At 67.7% G+C, this 20,984-nt stretch carries 19 protein-coding genes; 8 read left to right on the top strand and 11 right to left on the bottom strand.

Annotated features, from left to right (window positions below; genetic code table 11):
• Positions 1–186: 186 nt before the first annotated feature.
• From CLV71_RS12390 to CLV71_RS12360, 7 genes are all read right to left on the bottom strand, one after another.
• Positions 187–1,197 carry a TerC family protein gene (locus CLV71_RS12390; protein WP_133902850.1) on the bottom strand — a complete coding sequence of 337 codons (1,011 nt, stop codon included), beginning with the start codon at positions 1,195–1,197 and terminating at the stop codon, positions 187–189.
• Between the two features lie 81 nt (positions 1,198–1,278).
• The gene (locus CLV71_RS12385; protein ID WP_243866393.1) at positions 1,279–1,824 is read right to left on the bottom strand and encodes a hypothetical protein; all 546 of its coding nucleotides are present in this window, start codon (positions 1,822–1,824) and stop codon (positions 1,279–1,281) included.
• Positions 1,825–1,836: 12 nt separating this feature from the next.
• Complete coding sequence (locus CLV71_RS12380; protein WP_243866392.1) at positions 1,837–3,204, bottom strand: Nramp family divalent metal transporter; 1,368 nt, start codon at positions 3,202–3,204, stop codon at positions 1,837–1,839.
• 325 nt (positions 3,205–3,529) lie between these two features.
• Positions 3,530–5,659 carry an acetate--CoA ligase family protein gene (locus tag CLV71_RS12375; protein ID WP_424923874.1) on the bottom strand — a complete coding sequence of 710 codons (2,130 nt, stop codon included), beginning with the start codon at positions 5,657–5,659 and terminating at the stop codon, positions 3,530–3,532.
• A 26-nt stretch (positions 5,660–5,685) separates the two neighbouring features.
• Positions 5,686–6,915, bottom strand: a complete 1,230-nt coding sequence (gene frc / locus CLV71_RS12370) for a formyl-CoA transferase (protein WP_133902846.1) — start codon at positions 6,913–6,915, stop codon at positions 5,686–5,688.
• 13 nt (positions 6,916–6,928) lie between these two features.
• On the bottom strand, positions 6,929–8,632 hold the full coding sequence (locus tag CLV71_RS12365) for a thiamine pyrophosphate-binding protein (protein WP_133902845.1): 1,704 nt from the start codon (positions 8,630–8,632) through the stop codon (positions 6,929–6,931).
• Positions 8,633–8,718: 86 nt separating this feature from the next.
• The gene (locus tag CLV71_RS12360) at positions 8,719–8,970 is read right to left on the bottom strand and encodes a DUF6457 domain-containing protein (protein WP_133902844.1); all 252 of its coding nucleotides are present in this window, start codon (positions 8,968–8,970) and stop codon (positions 8,719–8,721) included.
• 194 nt (positions 8,971–9,164) lie between these two features.
• Between CLV71_RS12360 and CLV71_RS12355 the strand changes: the two genes are divergently transcribed.
• From CLV71_RS12355 to CLV71_RS12325, 7 genes are all read left to right on the top strand, one after another.
• Entirely contained in the window at positions 9,165–10,139 is a 975-nt protein-coding gene (locus CLV71_RS12355) for a 2-dehydropantoate 2-reductase (RefSeq protein ID WP_133902843.1), read from the top strand.
• Between the two features lie 131 nt (positions 10,140–10,270).
• Complete coding sequence (locus CLV71_RS12350) at positions 10,271–10,810, top strand: NADPH-dependent FMN reductase (RefSeq protein WP_133902842.1); 540 nt, start codon at positions 10,271–10,273, stop codon at positions 10,808–10,810.
• 18 nt (positions 10,811–10,828) lie between these two features.
• Positions 10,829–11,794 carry an ATP-binding cassette domain-containing protein gene (locus CLV71_RS12345; protein WP_133902841.1) on the top strand — a complete coding sequence of 322 codons (966 nt, stop codon included), beginning with the start codon at positions 10,829–10,831 and terminating at the stop codon, positions 11,792–11,794.
• Positions 11,791–12,636 carry an ABC transporter permease gene (locus tag CLV71_RS12340; protein ID WP_133902840.1) on the top strand — a complete coding sequence of 282 codons (846 nt, stop codon included), beginning with the start codon at positions 11,791–11,793 and terminating at the stop codon, positions 12,634–12,636. Before CLV71_RS12345 ends, CLV71_RS12340 begins: the two co-directional genes overlap by 4 nt.
• Before the next feature lie 179 nt (positions 12,637–12,815).
• The gene (locus CLV71_RS12335) at positions 12,816–13,550 is read left to right on the top strand and encodes a hypothetical protein (RefSeq protein ID WP_133902839.1); all 735 of its coding nucleotides are present in this window, start codon (positions 12,816–12,818) and stop codon (positions 13,548–13,550) included.
• Between the two features lie 22 nt (positions 13,551–13,572).
• A complete protein-coding gene (locus tag CLV71_RS12330; RefSeq protein ID WP_133902838.1) occupies positions 13,573–13,851 on the top strand; it encodes a hypothetical protein in 279 nt (92 codons plus the stop codon).
• Between the two features lie 56 nt (positions 13,852–13,907).
• Positions 13,908–14,255 (top strand): hypothetical protein, encoded by a 348-nt coding sequence (locus CLV71_RS12325; RefSeq protein ID WP_133902837.1) that lies wholly within the window; start codon positions 13,908–13,910, stop codon positions 14,253–14,255.
• Positions 14,256–14,835: 580 nt separating this feature from the next.
• Here the strand turns inward: CLV71_RS12325 and CLV71_RS12320 are convergent.
• From CLV71_RS12320 to CLV71_RS12305, 4 genes are all read right to left on the bottom strand, one after another.
• Complete coding sequence (locus CLV71_RS12320; protein ID WP_133902836.1) at positions 14,836–17,904, bottom strand: ATP-binding protein; 3,069 nt, start codon at positions 17,902–17,904, stop codon at positions 14,836–14,838.
• Between the two features lie 68 nt (positions 17,905–17,972).
• Complete coding sequence (locus CLV71_RS12315) at positions 17,973–18,203, bottom strand: hypothetical protein (protein WP_243866391.1); 231 nt, start codon at positions 18,201–18,203, stop codon at positions 17,973–17,975.
• Between the two features lie 143 nt (positions 18,204–18,346).
• Positions 18,347–18,559 carry a DUF397 domain-containing protein gene (locus tag CLV71_RS12310; RefSeq protein ID WP_133902834.1) on the bottom strand — a complete coding sequence of 71 codons (213 nt, stop codon included), beginning with the start codon at positions 18,557–18,559 and terminating at the stop codon, positions 18,347–18,349.
• 415 nt (positions 18,560–18,974) lie between these two features.
• Positions 18,975–19,877: a helix-turn-helix domain-containing protein gene (locus CLV71_RS12305; protein ID WP_133902833.1), complete on the bottom strand. Its 903-nt coding sequence runs from the start codon at positions 19,875–19,877 to the stop codon at positions 18,975–18,977.
• 120 nt (positions 19,878–19,997) lie between these two features.
• Here CLV71_RS12305 and CLV71_RS12300 point away from each other — a divergent pair, with 120 nt between their 5' ends.
• Positions 19,998–20,939, top strand: a complete 942-nt coding sequence (locus CLV71_RS12300; RefSeq protein WP_133902832.1) for an MBL fold metallo-hydrolase — start codon at positions 19,998–20,000, stop codon at positions 20,937–20,939.
• Positions 20,940–20,984 lie beyond the last annotated feature (45 nt).

Raw genomic sequence — 20,984 nt, 5'->3', positions numbered from 1 at the left:
TGGGTGCTGGGCCACGGTCCGTTTGGCCCAGCACCACGAACAAGGCTCGGGTCGCGGTCCGTTCGGCCCGAGCCTTTGTTCTGCCCTGGGCGCGAGCGGCACAGGCGGTGGACTGGGCCGCGGTCCGTGTGGCCCAGTCCACCGCCTGCCGGTTCGGCGAGCCGGTCCGCTCGCCGAAAGCCTCCCTCAGGCGGGATCGCCGTCCCGTACCGGCTCCTCCTCCTTCTCGGTCACCTCGGCAGGCGCCCTGGCCTGGTCGCGGCGCACCTTCCACAGGCTGATCACCGCGGTCAGCACCAGCGTGCCGATGATCGCGCCGAGCGACCAGAGGATCGGGATCTCCGGCGCCCACGAGACGCCGTGGTGGTGCAGGGTCTCCACGATCAGCTTCACGCCGATGAAGCCGAGCACGACGGCGAGCCCGTACGACAGGTAGACGAGCCGCTCGATGAGCCCGCCGATGATGAAGTACAGCTGGCGCAGGCCCATGAGCGCGAACGCGTTGGCCGTCAGCACCAGGTAGGGCTCCTTCGTCAGCCCGAAGATCGCGGGGATCGAGTCGACCGCGAACAGCAGGTTGGTCGTGCCGATCGCGATCATCACGATGAGCATCGGCGTGAACAGCCGCTTGCCGTCGATCCTCGTCGTGAGCTTCGCGCCGTCGTACTTCTCCGTCGCGGGCAGCACCTTCTTCGCCGCGCGGAGCATGACGTTCTCCTTGAACTCCTCGTCCTCGTCCGAGTCGCCGCTGATCGCCAGCTGGGCGGCGGTGTAGAGGAGGAAGGCGCCGAAGAGGTAGAACAGCCAGTCGAACTCGGCGATCGCGGCCGAGCCGACGGCCACCACGATCACCCGCAGCACCAGCGCGATCACGATGCCGACCGACAGCACCTTCTGCTGGTGCTCACGGCGTACCGCGAAGCTGACCATGATCAACATGGTCACGAACAGGTTGTCCACCGAGAGTGAGTACTCGGTGATCCAGCCGGCGAACAGCTCGCCGCCGAACTGGGGCCCCTCGAACACGAGGATGGCGAGTCCGAAGAGGACCGCCAACCCGACATATCCGGCGATCCAGGCGACACACTCCTTGAGCGACGGATGGTGGGGGTTGCGCGACACGAGGTAGAAGTCGGCGCAGATGATGGCGGTCAGACCCAGTGCTGTGACGAGCCATAACCAGAGAGGTACGTTCATCGCCTACCTTTCACCCGCGCAGGGGACACCCACCGTTGCGTTCGAACCGCGAACGCAACAGTGAGTATTCCCTGATCCGGGTCAGCGCGGGGTGGTGGTACCCGTCCTCGGCTTTCGACCCCGTGCGGCCCTGTGCCGCTCCCTGGCCTCGAACATCGCCTGCGCGTGGCCGGCGTACCGCAGGTACACCTCACGCGCCCTCGGGTCGTGGATGGCGAGCCGGCTCCACCAACGTGGTGCCACCCGCTCGTGCAGCCAGAGGAAGCCGAACGCGAACCCGAGGCTGACGATCCCCTGGAACGCGAGGAACCCCAGCGTGTCCGGCGGCAACGTCGGCCTGCCGTCGACGTACCAGCTGACGGCCACCTCGTGCAGCAGCCGGGCCAGTGGGAAGCCGATCAACCAGAAGAGCGCGGCGGGCGCGAACCCGCCGAGCCGGACCCTCTTGTTGATCAGCAGCATCGTGTAGCCGCCACCCAGCAGGGCGAGCGGCACGCCGAGCGACAGCGCGGCCACCACGGCGGCCCCGGTGGTTTGACCGACGACCGCGGTCAGCCCACCGGCGAGCACGCCTGCGATGAACCCGACTACCAGACCCGGCAGGGTCAACAGGAACAGACGGCGCATCGCTTCCATCTCCTATCCGAGGTCCACGACGCCGAACCTGATCATGCAGTAGAACAGCATGCCCAGGTAGAACACCGCACCGAAGCCGATGATCGCGTTGGACCACCACTTCGGGCGGATGGGTTTCGGCAGCATCCGGTTGTTCACGAGCAACAACACGACGCAGTAGGCACCCATGGCGAACGTGGACAGGAACGCCAGGATGTCCAGGATCCCCTCCGGACCGTCCGCGGGCCCGAACAGCAGGATCAGGATGCCGAACGTGATGACACCCCACAGGAACCCCGCGTACAGGTGCGACATCTTGAACCGCTTCGCACCGGGGAAGTGGAAGTAGCTCATGTCGGCCTGGCCCCGGGAGAACGAGTCGAACAACCCGAGGGTGGCGTTCACGCCGATCAACGAGATGAAGCAGAAGAACAACCCGCCGAGGAGCGAGCCGCCCGCGCTGGCGAACGCGTCGGACATGGCCTGCAGTGCCGCGGACCGGTCACCGTTCTCGATCAGGTCCTTGACGTTCGGGTTCTCCCGCGCCGCCGACTGCGCCAGCACGGTGAACGAGATCGTCACCAGCATCGTGATGCCCCAGAACAGCAGGAAGGCGTCGAAGGTGATCCACCTGCGCCAGCCCTTCCACTTCGCCATCTCGGCCGGGTCCGAGGTGTCGAACATGTAGCCGTGTGCGGGGATGTTCTCCTGCTCGCCCGCCGTGCGCAGGCCCCGGATCTTCGGGACGTGCGCACCCATGCCCGCGCCCGACTCACGCAGGTGCAGCGTGTACCACATCTGCTGCATGCCGGACGGGCCCGCGAACGCGATCGAGCCGACCACGATCGGGAACCACTCCTCGGACATCATGCCGTCCGGGAAGTAGCCGAACGCGAACATGCCCGCGAGCGTCGAGCCGAGATCGGCCCAGCTGCCCGCGATCGACGCGATGATCGCGGTCCCGACCACCAGAACGCCGATCAGGATCCCGAGGATGTTCTCGACGACGTCGTAGATGACACTGGCCAGGCTGAACAGGATCCCGACCAGGATCAGGACGACGATCGCCGAGATCACCCACGGTATGCCGGTCAGCTGTTCGAAGGCCGACATTCCCGCGGAAAGGTGCCCCGGCCACATGTAGACGAGAATGGCCGTTGCGAAGAAGAACCACATTATCGGTTTGAACACACGCGCCGCACCGGTGAAGATGCTCTCACCGGTCGCCATCGCGTAGCGGGCCATCTCGAGCATCACCACTGCCTGCAGGGTGACACCGATGAGGAACAGCCACCGGATCTCGGGTCCGAATACGAGAACCAGTCGCGGCCACATGTACGACTCGCCCATGCCCACGCCGAGCGCGAGCAGGAAGACGGTCGGGCCCAGCAAGTGAATGGACGGAGGCGCTTCCGGTAACGGGCGAATGGGCATCGGCTCGAGCCCACCGGCCCGCCATACCCTTTCCTCACCCGCCCCGACAGTCGCCTCGGCCGCGGTTGACCCCGCGACCGGGGGGTTGTGAGAATCCACCATTGGACCTCCAGGGAATGAATTGTGAGACGTCTCTCCGGACTCCACACCGCGTCCTCCGGAGACGCGTCTCTACCGCCTGCCTGTTGACCCCTGCTCTTTCACCCATCAACTACGGGTCGGTCAATCTGGCCGGCCCTTCGGCCGCCGCCCGTTTCAGCGGGCGGCGGCCAAACCCTTGTGGCTAGCCGCCGATCAGGCCGGCGGCCCTCGCCCATCGGTACTTCGCGCCCAGTACCGCCACCGGGCGCTCCGTTGTGTACGGGTACGCGACGATCCGGTGCTCGAACAGGTAGTCACACGCCTGCTCGACCTCGGTGTCGCCCGCCAGCGACGCCACGACCGGCTTGTCGATACCCCTCGCCCGAGCCTCGTTGACCACCTTCGCGGTCAGCTCGGCGAACACCATCGGCGGTGTCACGATCGTGTGCCAGTAGCCCAGGATCAGCGCGTGGATGCGCGGGTCGTCCAGGCCGAGGCGGATCGTGGCCTCGTACGTCGACGGCGGTTCGCCACCCGTGATGTCGATCGGGTTGCCCGCAGCGCCGAACGGCGGGATGAACGCGCGGAACGCCTCGTCGAGGTCCGGCGGTATGTCCATGAGGGACAGTCCCTCCGCGACACACGCGTCCGAGAGCAGCACCCCGGAGCCGCCCGCCCCGGTGATGATGACGACGTTCTCGCCCTGGGGCGTGGGCAGCAGCGGCAGCCCGCGCGCGTACTCCAGCATCTCGTTGAGGCCGGGCGCCCGCACCACGCCGGCCTGGCGGAGGATGTCGTCGTACACCTTGTCGTCGCCCGCGAGCGCACCCGTGTGCGAGCTGGCCGCACGGGCACCCATCGCGGTACGGCCCGCCTTCAGCACGACGACCGGCTTCTTCCTGGTCATCCGCTTGGCGGTCTCGACGAACGCCCTGCCGTCCTTGAGGTCCTCGAGGTGCATGGCGACGCACTGCGTGTTGTCGTCGTGCTCGAAGAACGTCAGCAGGTCGTCCTCGTCCACATCGGACTTGTTGCCGAGCCCGACGATCGCCGACACACCCATCTTGGTGGTGCGGGCGAAGCCGAGGATCGCCATGCCGATGCCGCCGGACTGCGACGTGAGCGCCACCCCGCCCTTGACGTCGTACGGCGTGCAGAACGTGGCGCACAGGTTCTGCGGCGTGTAGTAGTAGCCGTAGATGTTCGGGCCGAGCATCCTGACCTTGTAGCGGTTCGCGATCTCGACGATCTCGTCCTGCAGCTCCTGGTTGCCGGTCTCGGCGAACCCCGAGGGGATCATGACGACCGCGGTGACGCCCTTCTCGCCGCACTCGGTCAGCGCCGCCGGCACGAACTTGGCGGGCACCGCGAACACCGCGACGTCCACGTCACCGGGGATGTCGGCGACGGACCTGTACGCCTTGCGGCCCTGGATCTCGTCGGCCTTGGGGTTGATCGGGTAGATCTCCCCCGCGTAGCCGCCGTTGATCAGGTTCTTCATGACCGAGTTGCCGATCTTGCCCGCCTGGTCGGAGGCGCCGATGACCGCGACGGAACGCGGGTTCATCATCGTGTTCATCGCACGCAGGATGTCCTCCTGCGAGTGCTGGACCGGCCCGGTGCGCTCCTCGGTTTCGAGCAGGATCCGCACGTCCGCCGCGACCGCCCCGCTCGCCGAGGCGAACACCGGGTTGAGGTCGAACTCGCTGATCTCCGGGAAGTCCGTGACCAGCCGGGAAACCCTGGTGATCACGTCGGCGAGCGCGTCGAGGTCGACCGGCTCGGCGCCGCGGGCGCCCTGGAGCACCTCGGCGGCCTTGATGCCGGTGACCATGGACCTGGCCTCGGCCTCGTCGAGCGGGGCGAGCCGGAAGGTGACGTCCTTGAGGACCTCCACCAGCACACCGCCGAGCCCGAACGCGACGACCTTGCCGAACGTGCCGTCGGTGGTGGCACCGATGATGACCTCGTGGCCCCCGCCGACCATCTCCTGGATCTGCACGCCGGTGATGTCCGCGTCGGCCTTGTACGCCTTGGCGTTGCTCAGGATCGTGTCGTAGGCGGTCCGCGCCTCGTCGCCACCGCTGACGCCGACGATCACGCCGCCCGCCTCGGTCTTGTGCAGGATGTCCGGTGAGACGATCTTCGCGACGACCTTCCCGCCGATCTCCTCGGCGAGCTTCGCCGCCTCGTCCGCCGACGTGGCGAGACCCTCACCCGGGGTGGGGATCCCGTACGCGTCGCAGACCCGCTTACCCTCGGGGGCGGTGAGCGAGTCCCGGCCCGCGGCCCGGACCGCGTCCAGGACCTCGCGCACGACCTCTTCGTCCACGTGGGACAGTGTTGCCGTCATGATCCTCAGATCACTCCACTCGACTTGAGTTCGGCCATGTCACTCTCGGACAGGCCGAGTTCGGTGCCGTAGATCTCCTGGTTGTGCTCCCCCAGCAACGGGGACCGCCGCACTTCCGCGGGTGAGTCCGACAGTTTGATCGGCATGCCGACCGTCGCGAACTCACCGCGCTCCGGATGGTCCACCCTGACCACGATCTCGTTCTCCGCCAGCGACTCGTCCTCGATGATCTCCTTGGTGGAGAGGATCGGGCCGCAGGGGATGTTGTGCTCGTTCAGCATCGCGAGCACGTCCCACTTGCCGTGCGCGGACGACCACTCCTCGATCAGCTGGAACATCTTGTCCAGCTTGGACAACCGTGCCTCCGGCGTGGCCCAGTCCGGGTCGTTGGCCAGCTCGGGGCGCCCGATCAGCTGCGTGATCGGTGCCCAGCCGACCGGCTGCACGATCACGTAGATGTAGTCGTTCGGGCCACCGGGCGCGCACTTGATCGCCCAGCCCGGCTGGCCACCGCCGGATGCGTTGGCGGAACGGGGAACCGTGTCGCCGAACTCCTCGTTCGGGTACTCGTTGAGCGGTCCGTGCGCCAGCCGCTGCTGGTCGCGCAGCTTGACCCGGCACAGGTTGAGCACCGCGTGCTGCATGGCGACCGTGACCCGCTGGCCCTGGCCGGTGTGCTCGCGTTGGTACAGCGCGGCGAGGATACCCGCCACCGCGTGCATTCCGGTACCCGAGTCACCGATCTGCGCACCGGTCGCGAGCGGCGGCCCGTCCTCGAAACCGGTGGTGGACATGGAACCGCCCATGGCCTGCGCGACGACCTCGTACGCCTTGTAGAACTTGTACGGGCCGTCGCCGAAGCCCTTGATCGACGCGTAGATCAGCTTCGGGTTGATCTCCTGCAGCTTCTCCCACGAGAACCCCATGCGGTCCACCGCACCCGGCCCGAAGTTCTCCGCGAGGATGTCGAACTTCTTCACCAGCTCGGTGAAGATCTCCTTGCCCTTGGGGGACTTCATGTTCAGCGTGATGCTGCGTTTGTTGCAGTTCAGCATCGTGAAGTAGAGGCTGTCGGCGTCCGGGACGTCACGCAGCTGCTTGCGCGTGATGTCGCCGGTGACCGCCTCGAGCTTCACCACGTCCGCGCCCAGCCACGCGAGGATCTGCGTCGCGGACGGTCCACTCTGGACGTGGGTCATGTCGAGGACGCGCACGCCCTCCAAAGCCTTGCGCATGTGACAAGCCCCTTTACTTGTACATGGTCTGGTTCATCGTCCCCGGCGCGTAGACCTCGGGGTCGACCCAGACGTTGATCAGCGACGGCAGGCCGCTCTCGCGGGCACGCTCGAGCGCGGGCCGGATGTCCTTGGGGTCACGCACTTCCTCCCCGTAGCCGCCGAGCATCTTCGCGAACTCGCTGTACCGGATGTCGCCGAGCGTGTTGCCGACCCGGCCGCGGTCCGCGCCGTACTTCTGGATCTGGCCGTACCGGATCTGGTTCATCGAGGAGTTGTTGCCGACGATGCCGACGAACGGCAGGTTGAACCGGACCAGCGTCTCGAAGTCGAAGCCGGTCAGCGAGAAGGCGCCGTCACCGAAGAGCGCGACGACCTCCTTGTCCGGCCTGGCGTACTTGGCCGCCATCACGAACGGCACGCCGACGCCGAGCGTCCCGAGCGGACCGGGGTCCATCCAGTGACCCGGCGACTTCGGCTGCACGACCTGGCCGGAGAAGGTGACGATGTCGCCGCCGTCGCCGATGTAGACGGAGTCCTCGGTGAGGAACTCGTTGATCTCGTGGACCAGGCGGTACGGGTCGATCGGCGAGGCGTCGGAAAGCTGGCGCGGCAGACGCTTCTCGTACGCCTGCGTCTCGACCGCACGAAGCTCCTCGAGCCAGGTCTTGCGTGCGACGGAGCCGTTGTCGACGCGGCCGGACGCGGCCTGCGTGACCGAGGCGAGCACGAGGCCCGCGTCGCCGACGATGCCGAGGTCGACGTCGCGGTTCTTGCCGACCGTGCGGTAGTCGAGGTCGATCTGCACGACCGTCGCGTCCTGGGACAGGCGCTTGCCGTAACCCATCCGGAAGTCGAACGGCGTGCCGACGATGATGATCAGGTCGGCGTTCTGGAACGCGTAGCGGCGCGCGAGCTGCAGGTGGTGCGGGTCGCCAGGGGGCAGCGTGCCGCGGCCGGAGCCGTTCATGAACGCGGGCACGTTCAGCGTGCGCACGAACTCGGTGGCCGCCTCGGTGCCGCGCGTGGTCCAGACCTGGCTGCCGAGCAGCACGCACGGCTTCTCGGCACCCACCACGAGGTCGGCGAGCCGCTCGATGGCGGCGGGGTCGCCAGCCGACCTGGTCGAGGCCCGGTAGGCACCCGAGCTGGGGATACGTGCCTTCTCCAGTGGGACCTTCGCGTCGAGCACGTCACGGGGGATCTCGAGGAAGGACGGGCCGGGGGCGCCGTGGAAGCACTCGCGGAAGGCCATCGACACCAGGTCGGCGGCGCGCTCGGTGCTGGGCACGGTCGCGGCGAACTTGGTGATGGGGTTCATCATGTCGACGTGCGGGAGGTCCTGGAGGGACCCCATCTTGTGCTGGGAGAGCGCGCCCTGGCCGCCGATCAGCAGCATCGGGCTCTCGGCACGCAGCGCGTTGGCCACGCCGGTGACCGCGTCGGTGGTGCCGGGACCGGCGGTCACCACCGCGACGCCCGGCTTGCCGGTGATGCGCGCGTATCCGTCCGCGGCGTGGGCCGCGACCTGCTCATGGCGTACGTCGATGACGTCGATGCCCTCGTCGACACATCCGTCGTAGATGTCGATGATGTGGCCGCCGCAGAGCGTGAAGATCACGTCCACGCCCTCGGCCTTGAGCGCCTTCGCCACCAGATGTCCGCCGGAGATCATCTCTTGGTTCTCTCCCGGCGCCGTCTGAGCCTGTGAAGCCATCTGTGTCGTCATCTCCTTATCGGGGACTTGGCGCATACTGCATACCGTATGACTGTAGTGAGGACCGATGTCCGGGTCCAGAGCCGTTAGTCGCGCCAGTCGCACGTGGTGCCTGATCGCTCCTCGATCAGGTCGGCGAGGTGTGCGGCGGCGTCGTGGGGATCCGCGCCGCGGCCGACCGCGACGCCGAGCAGGTAGACGGCCATGAACGCCGCGGGACCCGACTCCGCGCGCCGCACGTCCCTCGCGAGGCGGATGATCTCCGCGCTGTCGACCTGACCTGCGTCGATACCCAACCGGGCACTGGCAGCCCGGAGCCATTCCGCGAGCCCGTCCATGTCAGGACGCCCCCTCGTCCGCGCGGCGGCACCGGAACGCTCCGCGGACTCCGCTCCACCGGCGCCGCCGCGGACCCGGCGTCCCACCTCGTGCCGAAGTTTCGCTCCGCAAGCTCCGCTCACCCACTTCTCGTTTCGCCGAACATCTCATACTGTATGCTGCATACCATTTGAATACAAGGACGGAGCTTGCGGTGAAAGTTGCTGTTCTTGGGGCCGGCGCCATCGGCGCGTACGTAGGTGCGGCACTGCATCGAGCCGGTGTCGAGGTTCACCTCATCGCCAGAGGTCCCCACCTGAAGAAGATCAGAGAGTCGGGCGTTCGCGTGGTGAGCCCCCGAGGAGATTTCGAGGCCCGCCCGTACGCCACCGACAACCCCGCCGAGGTCGGCCCCGTCGACCACGTCTTCCTCGGCCTGAAGGCCAACCGGTACGCCGACGCGGGCCCGATGGTCAAGCCACTGCTCCACGACGGGACCACCATCATCGCGGCGCAGAACGGCATCCCGTGGTGGTACTTCCACGGGATGGACAGCAGGTACCGCGACCACCGCATCAACAGCGTCGACCCGGGTGGGGCCGTGAGCGCCGCACTACCCGTCGACCGGGCGGTGGGCTGCGTGGTCTACGCCGCGACCGAGATCGAGTCGCCGGGCGTGATCAGGCACCTGGAGGGCACCCGCTTCTCCATCGGCGAGCCGACCGGCGAGATCTCCGACCGCTGTGTCGGCTTCTCGCAGGCGATGATCGCGGGCGGCCTGAAGTGCCCGGTCGAACCGGACCTGCGCAAGGACATCTGGCTGAAGCTGATGGGCAACATCGCCTTCAACCCCATCAGCGCCCTGACCAGGGCGACCATGGCCGGTATCTGCCGCCACCGGGACACGCGCGAGCTGGTGACCCGGATGATGCGGGAGACCCTCGACGTGGCCGCACACCTCGGCTCCCACCCCGAGATCTCCATCGAACGACGGCTGGCAGGCGCCGAACGCGCAGGCGAGCACAAGACGTCCACCCTCCAGGACCTGGAGAAGGGCAAGCCCATGGAACTGGACGTCATCCTGACCGCGGTCGTCGAACTGGCCGACCTGACGGGCGTCGAGGCCCCGACGCTCCGGGTGGTCGCGGCACTGGCCGACCTGCTGAACGACCAGTGCACCGCCGCCTGACTCCCCCGCCACGACGAGGCGCGCACCCGCGGGTGCGCGCCTCGCGCGTTTCGCGCCTCCGCCAGATCCGATCCAGCGGACCATCTCGCGCCTCCTGGTTGTGAGGAACCGACCGAGGGAGGCGAGCGCCCGTGGGACTGCGGATCGCGGTGATCGTCGGGAGTACTCGGGAAGGGCGGGTCGGCGACGGGATCGCCGCCTGGTTCGCCGGGGTGGCGGGGACGCGTGGCGACATCGAGGTCGACCTGCTCGACCTCGCGGCCTTCGACTTCCCGGCGGCGCTGCCGCAGCGGGCGACCGGGGAGATGCGGCGGTTCGTCGACGCGGTCGGGGCGTCGGACGGGTTCGTCGTGGTCACGCCCGAGTACAACCGCAGCTTTCCGGCCTCGCTCAAGCAGGCCATCGACTACGGCTACGACGAGTGGCACGCCAAGCCGGTCGGGTTCGTCTGTTACGGCTGCGGCTCGCGCGGCCACCACGCGGCCGCCGCGCTGCGGGTGGTCTTCGCCGAGCTGCACACTGTCACGATGCGCGACGAGGTCGCGGTCGACCTGATGGAGGCCGGGCCGGGGCCTGGGCACGAGCCGGCGGCGACACTGTTGCTGGACGAGCTGGTCTGGTGGGGCGACGCGCTCAAACGCGCCCGCGCGACCCGTGCGTACGTCGCATGAACGACAAAGGGGAGAACGATGAATGAGCTGGCGATAGAGACAGCCGGCCTGGTGAAGGCGTTCGGTGAGAACCGGGCGGTCGACGGGATCGACCTCGCCGTGCCCGCGGGCACGGTCTACGGGGTGCTCGGGCCCAACGGCGCGGGGAAGACGACGGCGGTGCGCATGCTCGCCACGCTGCTGCGCCCGGACGACGGCGAGGCTCGCGTGTTCGGCCACGACGTGCTGCGCGAGCCGGACGCCGTGCGCAGGCGGGTCAGCCTGACCGGCCAGTACGCCTCCGTGGACGAGGACCTGACCGGCGCGGAGAACCTGGTGCTGCTGGGGCGTCTTCTCGGTCACCGCAAGGTGGCCGCGCGGGACCGCTCGGCACGGCTGCTGGCGGCGTTCGGTCTCAGTGACGCGGCGGACCGGCAGGTCAAGAACTACTCCGGCGGCATGCGCAGGCGCCTGGACATCGCGGCGAGCATCCTGCGCACGCCGGACGTCCTGTTCCTCGACGAGCCGACCACCGGCCTGGACCCACGCAGCCGCAACCAGGTCTGGGACATCGTGCGGATCATCGTCGCGCAGGGCACGACCGTGCTGCTGACCACGCAGTACCTCGACGAGGCCGACCAGCTGGCGTCACGCATCGCGGTGATCGACCACGGCAGGGTGATCGCCGAGGGCACGCCTGGCGAGCTGAAGGCGTCGGTCGGGGCGGGCTCCGTCCACGTGCGACTGCGGGACGCCGGCCAGCGCTCCGACGCGATCACGTTGCTGCGCACCGTGTTGGGGCCGAACGTCCAGCCCGACCCCGACCCGGTGGCGCTGACGGCGCAGCTGTCCGGGGACGACACCGACCGCGAGGCCGCGGAGCAGGCGGCGCGCGCACTGGCGGAGCTGGCGAGGGCCGGCATCACCGTCGACAACTTCGCACTCGGGCAGCCGACGCTCGACGAGGTGTTCCTGGCCGTGACGGACAAGGGGGCGGCGGCATGACCGCGACCACTACCGAGCAGACGACGACCTACACACCGGCGGCGGAGAGCCTGGGCGCGGTGCTGGCGTCCGGTGAGCAGCCGCCGCGGCCGAGTGCGTGGTCGGCGTCGGTGACGTTCGGGTGGCGGGCGCTGCTGAAGATCAAGCACGTGCCGGAGCAGCTGTTCGACGTCACGGCGTTCCCGATCATGATGACGCTGATGTTCACGTACCTGTTCGGTGGGGCGCTGGCCGGTTCGGTGACGGAGTACCTGCAGTTCCTGCTGCCGGGCATCATGGTCACGAGCGTCGTGATGATCACCATGTACACCGGCGTTGGCCTCAACACCGACATCGAGAAGGGCGTGTTCGACCGGTTCCGCACGCTGCCGATCTGGCGCCCGGCCGCACTGGTGGGCGCGATCTTCGGCGACATGCTGCGGTACCTGCTCGCCTCGACGGTCATCCTGCTGGTCGGCCTGGTCCTGGGCTTCCGCCCGGGCGGCGGGTTGGGTGGCGTGCTGCTGGGGATCGCGCTGCTGATCGTGTTCTCGTTCGCGTTCTCGTGGATCTGGACCATGTTCGGGCTGCTGCTGCGGACGGAGAAGTCGGTGATGGGTGTCAGCATGATGGTGCTGTTCCCGCTGACGTTCCTGTCCAACGTGTTCGTCGAGCCGACCACGATGCCGGGCTGGTTACGGGTGTTCACCGAGGTCAACCCGATCACGCACCTCGTGGCCGCGTGCCGTGGCCTGATGCAGGGCACCCCGGACGCAGGCGAGATCACGTGGGTGCTGGTGTCGGCAGCCGTGCTGGTGGCGGTCTTCGGCACGATGACGATGCGGCTGTACAACCGCAAGTGACCCGCCCCGCGGCTGGCACCAACCGCTACGAAGGACTCCTTCCTGACGCTCAGCGTTACGAAGGAGTCCTTCGGTGAGAAGTCCCCGGGCGGATGACGAGTCGGGCGTTGTGCGTGTCGGCGTTGGGGTGGACGCCGACGCGCCCGGGGCCGTCGTGCGCGACGTGCACTGTCGACACCGTGACCACGTCCGACACGGCGTCCTACTCGATCAGAACACTCCGAATACACGGCGACGGCCCCCGACAGTCGGTCGGCGACCGGACGACGCCCGCCGCATCCGGCACAACGCGACCACCGGTCAGCGTACAGCGCTATGTGCCGAAACCAGTGAGCTACAACAAGGAAGCGCAGCAGCAGCGAACCTCGGTTCTGTACGCCAAGTCGAATATCGCGGTCGCCTACCCAGTCGAACCGGGCGGTCAGGAGCACAAACCAGTGGTCCGATCGAGTGAGCACGACGAGTCCGTCCGATACGGCGAGAAACACGCTGAACGGCTGGTCGCCGCGGACGTCGGCGTGCCGAAGACCAAGACTGGTCTGCCACCGGCCGCCCGAACCAAGGGCTGGATATCCCGGCTCTACACCGAGCTGAAACCGTGCGACGAATGCGAGAAGTTCCTCAACAACGCTTTGGAAGACGACGCGATCGTCGAATACACCGGTTATCACAACGGCCCGAACGACCACAATCTGGCGGACATCGCAACGCGGGCAGTTCACATCGCGGAGGTCGACTTCCTGATCAGCCGCGATGAATTCGCCGACTTGCGGCCCGGTCTCGAGGAGCTGTCGACGTTCCTGAAGAGCCTCCGACTCGACGACCGAGCAGTGCCCATGCCCAAGCTCACCCGGGACGTGTACGGAAAGCGAGCAAAGAGCCCTATACAAGTCGCTGCTGTCGCAAGAAAGTGAGCAGCGTCTTGGTGAGCGACAGGTGGAGTGGCTCACCAAGGCGATCAACAAGGTCAACAGCTACGACGGATACCTGCTGGCCAGGCAAGATATCGGTCGAGCCGTCTCGGGCAGAAAGAAGGTCGCCGACGCCCAAGCCAAGTTCGACCCGCCGAAGGAACAAGGCGCGTACGAACAACTCGCGACCCGCTTTGACCCCTTCGCGCTGTCCGACTCGGAGTTGGCCACCATGGACCTCGATGCGATCGGGCACCCACCGAGCAGGCGACCACAGAGGAGAAATCACCACCTCCAGAGCTGAAACTCGACCGGTGCGCCGAGTACACCGAAATCCCCTTCGACGCCGAACTCGAGGCGATGGTGAATCGCGCCGAGCAGTCGACCCACATCAGAAAAAGAGGGTCGAGCAGCCAGGATACGCCCGCCTTCGGAGTTGCCACCCAGTCCGACCCGTTCACCCACGGACAACCCAAGAAGCGACGGGTCGAGCAGGCAACCCGCGACCAGTTGAAATTCCTGGACGTCCTGTACAACAAGTGGGCGAAAAAAGAGAAGACGGACGGTTTCACCACCTTGCCAGCGGCCGTGCTGGAAGCGCACGATCTGCCGCCACGGCAGCTGAACGAGCCGATCACCCAAGTGTTGAACAGGCTGACCAAAGACGCGGCAAGCAAGCTCATCGGAAAAGCCAGGAAAGGACCCTAGAGCGCGTTCGGGTCTTAACTGACATCACCACCGAAAGTGCGCCAGAGCAGAACGTTCTACAGTCCCTATGTTGACCAGGGCGACGAACTCGGCCGAGTTACCCACGAACACCACTGTGGTCTTGCGACCGACGGCCTAGCAGGTATGTTCCTCGTGAGCACGCGACGCGCGTGCGGTAACTGAGCCATCCCCTGCCACCAAGACCATTCGACTCCTGATCGAAAGGGCGGCCCTCGCAGAGGCGCAGGCTGCTGTCACCGACGAGCCGTCCCACTACCTGTCCCGTACAAGACTCCGAGCGCCCGACACTTCGGAGATTCGAGGAGCGCAGACCCGAACCGCCCGCCATCGGGCGGCGGCCCACCGGACGGATCTTGTTCCACGTCCTTCTGCCGGCACCTCGCGGTTGCGTACCGGCGCGTTGGGGCCACCGCCGAGTGCATCCAGCCGCCGGGCGGCGAACCCGTGACTCCAGGCGACCACCGATCATGGGCCCAGTCGTCGTCCTTTCACGACCAGGCTCTGTACCTGCCAATCGCCCATCCACCGCGGTACGGGCGTGGGCCGGGCGGCAGAGTTTCTACGACTGCCAGGTGATCCCCACCTCCGGGTGGTAGGCGCAGGTTGTGCCGGTAGTGACCGTCGCGCGAAGGTGGGTTGCCAGTTCTGGGTGGCTGGTGTCCAGCTTCCTCAGGGTGTCGCGGATTCTCGCCGTCACTGTTTTGCGGGCTCGTTCTGCTTCGTCGCCCAGGCGGCGGGTTCTGCCGCCCAGGCCGGTGGCTGTGCGCAGCTCTGTCAGGAGGGCTTCGCGTTCTCGGTCGTAGGCGGCGGCCTTCTGGTCCTCGCCGGCCGTGTCCGCTTCCTCTATCAGTTCGTCCAGTGTGGACAGTCTGGCTCGGTAGCGGGTCCTTGCTTCCTCGTCGAGCAGCGGGTCGCCGCCCGTTGCTGTGACCGTTTCGCCGCCCGACGGGTTCAGCAGGCGGGTTGCCGGGATCTCCTTGCCCGGTGCCCGTAGCAGCACGTGGAGATCCCGTAGGCCCTTGCTGTCCGGGACGTGCACCGTCCTGCCGGCCATCGACAGGGACCACGTCTCACCTGTGCAGCGGAACTCGTTGTGGGGCAACGGCTCCACGTCTGACGCCAGGTGGCGCATGCCAAGGGACGCCGCCTCGCGGGCCACCTGCGCACGGAGTTCCGCGGCAGGCGCACCCGTCAGCGCCGCCGCCAACCCCGCCTTCGCCTCCACCGACCACGGGCGCGCACCCATCAGGTCCGCCGACTTGCGGGCCGCCTCGAAGTACCTCGTCGCCGAGCGGGTGTCGCCTCGGGTCAGGGACAGGTGGCCCAGCCACAGTGTCACCGGGCCGCTCAGATCGCAGCCGTACAGCGACACCAGCCATGTGCCCTCGTGTGGGACCAGCTCGTCGTGCAGCGTGGCGCACCGGTCCACGTCGCCGGTCGCCACCGCCACCTGGACTCGCAGGCGGGTCATCAACGGCTCGTACGCGCCGGACTGGGGGTCTCGCCGGGACTCCAGCTCCGCCAGGCACTCGCGGGCCGTTGCCGCCTCTCCCCGGCAGGCTGCCGTGATGCCTTCCAGTAGTGTTGGGAGGGGGTGTTTTACCTCCGTGGCCCTGGCTCGGACGTCGCCCAGGTCTTCGAAACGGCCCTGCAGCAACCACATCGCCCACTCCAGGTGGTGGTCGACGTGGCTGAAGCCGTCCGGCAGCTCGCCCTCCCTCGCAGTGGCCAGGTGTGCGGCCGCCTCGTCGAACCGGCCGTGCAGTGTCGCGATGATGTTCCTGTCGATGTGGCACATGTCCGACACCTGCGTGCGGGGCGGCTCGGCCACCAGCGCGAGGAACGCGCGGAACCGCTCGTGGTACGACGGGTCGTTCAGCTCGAACGTCGCCACCCAGCCGAGCGACACCGCGTACTGCTCCATCTCGCGGTCGCCGGTCCTCCGCGCGATGGTCGCCAGCTCGTCAGTCAGCGCGAGCCGCTGCGCCGCGTGCCCCATCCCCCACAGCCGGTCGTGCTGTGTCCACAGGCTGAACTCCAACACCTCGTCGTCCCCGTCGTCGCGGGCGATCGCGATCAGCCGGACGATCACCTCCTGTGCGAGGTGGTCGAGCGAACCGGCCGGCGGGGCCGACCCCGGGTTGAGCCGCGCGTACGCCGCGCGCAGCAGGTCCTCCTTCAGCTTCTCCCTGTCCTCGGCGGATGCCAGGCCGTACAGCGTCAGCGCCGAGCGCACCAGAACATCGAGGTCGTCGCCGGACAGCGCGGCGCCCGCGACCTCCTCCAGCACCCGCCACGCCTCGTCCCGTTCGCCGAGGTTGTGCAGCTGCACGCCGAAGTCCAACGCGATCCGCGCCCTGCGCGGGTCGGTCGGCGACAGCAGCGCGACCGCCCGCCGGTAGTGGTTGGCCGACTCCTCGTACGCCGACCGTCTTCGCGCGTCCTTGGCCGCGACCACCAGCACGTCGACCACCTGCCGCGGTTCGAGCGACGCACGTCCGAGGTACGCGTGCCGCGCCAGGTCGGCCGGGAAGATCCGGCCTGCGAGCGCAGGCGAGCTGTCGAGCGCCCTGACCACCGCCGCGTGCCGCTCCCCCGCCACCGCGTCGCCCAACCCCAGGTACAGGGTCTCGCGCACGAGGTCGTGGGCGAACGCGAACCGGCCGTCCCCGAGTGTGGACACGAGCCGCGCCGCCACCGCCTGCCCGAGGTGGCGGTCAACGTGCGCGACGGGCTCGCCGACCGACGCCGCGAGCACCTGCCGGTGGAACTCGCGGCCCAGCACGGCGGCCGACGACAGCAACCGCGACACGGGCTCCGGCAGCAACGACAGCCGCCGCCGCACCGCGTCACGCACGCCGGGTGCCACGTCGGTGACCGAACCGCCGCTGTACCAGAGGCGGACGGTCTGCTCGACGAAGAACGGGTTGCCGCCGGTCCGCAGGTGCACCTCGGCGACGAGGTCGGACGTCGGCGCGATACCCACCGTGCGTGTCATCAGCGCACCGACCTCGTCCCGGTCGAGGCCGGTGAGCGTCACGGTCGTGGCCTTGGTGAGCAGCGGCAACACCAGCGGCGCGAGCGGGTGCTCCGTGGCCTCGACCTCCACGTCGCGGTACGTGCCGACCAGCAGCAACCGCTCGAACCAGGTGTGCTGCGCGACGAACTCCAGCAACCGCACCGAGGACGGGTCGGCCCAGTGCAGGTCGTCGAGCACGACCAGCACCGGCCGCCGCTGTGACATGGCGACCAGCGCGGACGTGACCGCGTCGTACATCCCGAACCCGTCCGCCGGGTCGCCGGACTCCCCCAGCAGCACCGCGAGCTGTCCCCCGGCGGCCTCCTCGACCGCGGCCCACTCCTCGGCCGTGGTCTGCCGCCGCAGCCCGCGCACTACCTGTACCCACGGCCAGAACCCCGGAGCCGCGTCGGAGTCCCAGCAGGAACCGGACAGCACGAGAGCGCCCTGCTCCCGAGCGACCTCCATCGCGTCGGTGACCAGTGTGGTCTTCCCGATGCCCGCCTCGCCCGTGACCAGCACCAACCCGCCGTGGCTCGCGGTGGCGCGGCCGATCTCGGCACGCAGGACGCCCGCTGGATGGCCGCGTCCGATGAGCCCTGCTCTCATGCCCGCGATCCTAGGCCGGGGGTATGACAAAACGGGTTTTTCGCCCTTTGGCCCAGGTCAGCGGTGACCTAGGCGCTCGCGGAGCCCGGCAGGTGGAGCTTGCCGGGGACGTGGTCGTCCGCGAGGAGCAGCAGCCTTGCCAGGACCACTGACGCGGGCCCCTGCTCCCGCCAGTGGATCCGCCGCGGGGCCAGGACGTCCTGGTCGGGCGGCATCCGCGTGGCAACTGCCTCGTCCTCGCCGAGGATCTCGACGACGTCGATCACGTCGTCGTGGGCGCGGACACCCACGACGGCCATGACGTCACCGTGCTCGTTCCGAGGGTCGACGAAGCGGAAGCCGCGTCGGACCAAGGCACACAACTGGGCATCGACGCCTTCCGAGGCGGAGCCAGTGGAAGACATCGAGGCCCTCCCGCTATCCGGTACTGCTGTAGCAGCAGCTACGCGGTCACGGCGTCGCTCACGAATGACTTCAGTGAGCAGGTCGGTAACACGAGAACCGGGCCGTGAGGGTCACGGGAGTTGCGAACACCTGCCCGCTCCCCCAACCAGCTCAGTTCCACACAGTTGCCGACCGCGCCGCTGTAGCTACTCTTGCGCCACGCCGCACCGGGAAGATCGTCCGCCGATACGCCGTTTCGAATCTCGGTCATGACCCCGCCCTTTCCGAGCCCCAAACTAGTGGGTGCATATGCACGTGCATTGGGTGTTTGCACGGTAGCACCGACCTATGCAGTGGTAAATGCACGTGCATTAGTACGGGCGTGCATCACATAGGCCTGACCCACTACTCACTGTGTGCTCGGAAAGGCGTTGAGCCACACAATGTGACTGTCGGCAACACATAGCCCCAGCTTGAGGTACCGGCCGGGTGAGGCGACTAGGCCACAGGTAGTCACGCGAGTGTCACGTCGCTGCACAGATAACGATTCGCCACCCAATCTAATGTCACCCGATTGCAGGAAGGACGGTGTAGACCACCACCGGAACGAATACCACGAGTCTGATCCGACACGCACGCGTGACGACCCAACCGTGTCCGGGCGGGCTTCCGCACGTGCAGACGACTCAGATGTCCTGCCGGAACTTCGACAGCAGCTGCCTGCTGCGGTCGGGCGTCTCGGCGTCCACGGCGAGGCGGTCGATGACCCGGCCGTAGACCTCCAGCTCGTCCACCCGGTCCAGGTACAGAGCGCCGCTGAGGTGCTCGATGTAGACGATGTCCGGCAGCGACGGCTCCGCGAACCGCAGGATCGAGAACGCGCCCTCGGCCGCGTACCCGCTCATGTGGTACGGCAGGATCTGCAGTGTCACGTTCGGCTGGCGGGTCAGCTCGAGCAGGTGCTCGATCTGCTCACGCAGCACCCGGTGACCGCCGATCGGCCGGTGCAGCACGGACTCGTCGACGACCGCCCAGAGCCGGGGCGCACCCGACCTGGTCAGCACCTTCTGCCGCTGGAGGCGCAGCGCGACGCGGCGCTCACCCTCCTGGTCCATCAGCTCCGGCCTGCCGTGGCTGACGACCGCGCGGGCGTAGTCCTCCGTCTGCATGAGACCCGGCACGAACTGCTGCTCGTGACTCTGGATCAGCGACGCGGACTCCTCGAGGCCGACGAAGTCCTGGAACCAGGACGGCATGGTGCCGGAGTACCGGTGCCACCAGCCGCGCTCGTTGGACTTGCGGACCATCTCTAGGAAGACGGCACGCTCCTGCTCGTCGAACACCCCGTACATCGACAGCAGGTCGACGACGTCGCGCTCCTTGAACCCGACGCGACCGAGCTCCATGCGGCTGATCTTCGAGTCGGAGCCCCGGATGTGGTACCCGGCGTCCGCCCTCGAGATCTCGGCCTGCTCACGAAGCCTGCGCAACTGCGCGCCGAGCACGATGCGCCGAGCGGTCGGCGCACCGGACTGGTCGCCACCGCCGAACTTCGGGGTCTCCTCGAAGCGAGAATCTTCCGCGGCCATTCGGGCCCTCCCTCCCGGATGCACGTTCATCTGCCAGCCCACCCAGAGTACGCGGTCTGACCAGAGATGAGGAGGCCGACCGCCGGATCGGACGAGCCACTGGTCCTTATGGTGACATTCGTGACCAGCACTCATCACGACATCACAACGCCCGGCAGTCCCCGTGTCGAGGAGGTCAGCGACGGCGTCTTCGCCTACATCCAGCCAGACGGCACCTGGTGGATCAACAACACCGGCTTTCTGGTCGGTGACAAGGGAGTCGTCAGCGTCGACACGTGCTCGACCGAACGCCGCACCCGTGCCTACCTCGCCGCGGTCGGTGAGGTGACCCGGCGGCCGGTGCGCACACTCGTCAACACCCACCACCACGGCGACCACACCTTCGGGAACTACCTCCTACCCGGCGCCACGATCATCGGGCACGAGGCGACCCGCTCGAGCATCCTGCAGTGGGGCATGCCGTTCGACGAGCCGGTCTGGACGAAGGTCGAGTGGGGTGACGTGGAACTGGCGCCGCCGTTCGTCACCTACAAGGACGGCGTGACCGTCTGGGTGGACGACCTGCGGTGCGAGGTCACCCACGTGGGTACCGCAGCACACACCACGAACGACTCGATCGTGTGGGTGCCGGAACGCAGAGTGTTGTTCAGTGGCGACCTCTTGTTCAACGGAGGCACGCCTTTTCTCATGCAGGGCTCGCTCGCGGGGGCCATCGAGGTACTGGAAACGGTCGTGAAACCGCTTGGTGCGGAGACGATCGTGCCTGGCCACGGTCCGGTCACCGGTCCACAGGTGATCGACGACATCCTGTCCTACCTCTACTTCCTGCGCAGGACGGCGAGCGACGCCAGGGCAGCAGGCCTGTCACCGCTGGACGCCGCCCGCCAGACCGACCTCGGCGAGTTCGCGGACCTCAGGGACGCCGAGCGCCTCGCGGGCAACCTCCACCGGGCGTACGCGGAGCTGGACGGCGCGGAGCCGGGCGCGCAGATCGATGTGATGGCCGCGATCGGCGACATGATCACCCTCAACGGTGGCAGACCCCTGACCTGTCACGCCTGATCAGGTGCCGCCACCTGCCTGTCCGGTACCTTGGACGGTGCCGGA

It is taken from the genome of Actinophytocola oryzae (assembly GCF_004364325.1).
GTDB classification, from domain to species: Bacteria; Actinomycetota; Actinomycetes; order Mycobacteriales; family Pseudonocardiaceae; genus Actinophytocola; species Actinophytocola oryzae.
This window is presented reverse-complemented; position numbering and strand designations above follow the sequence as displayed.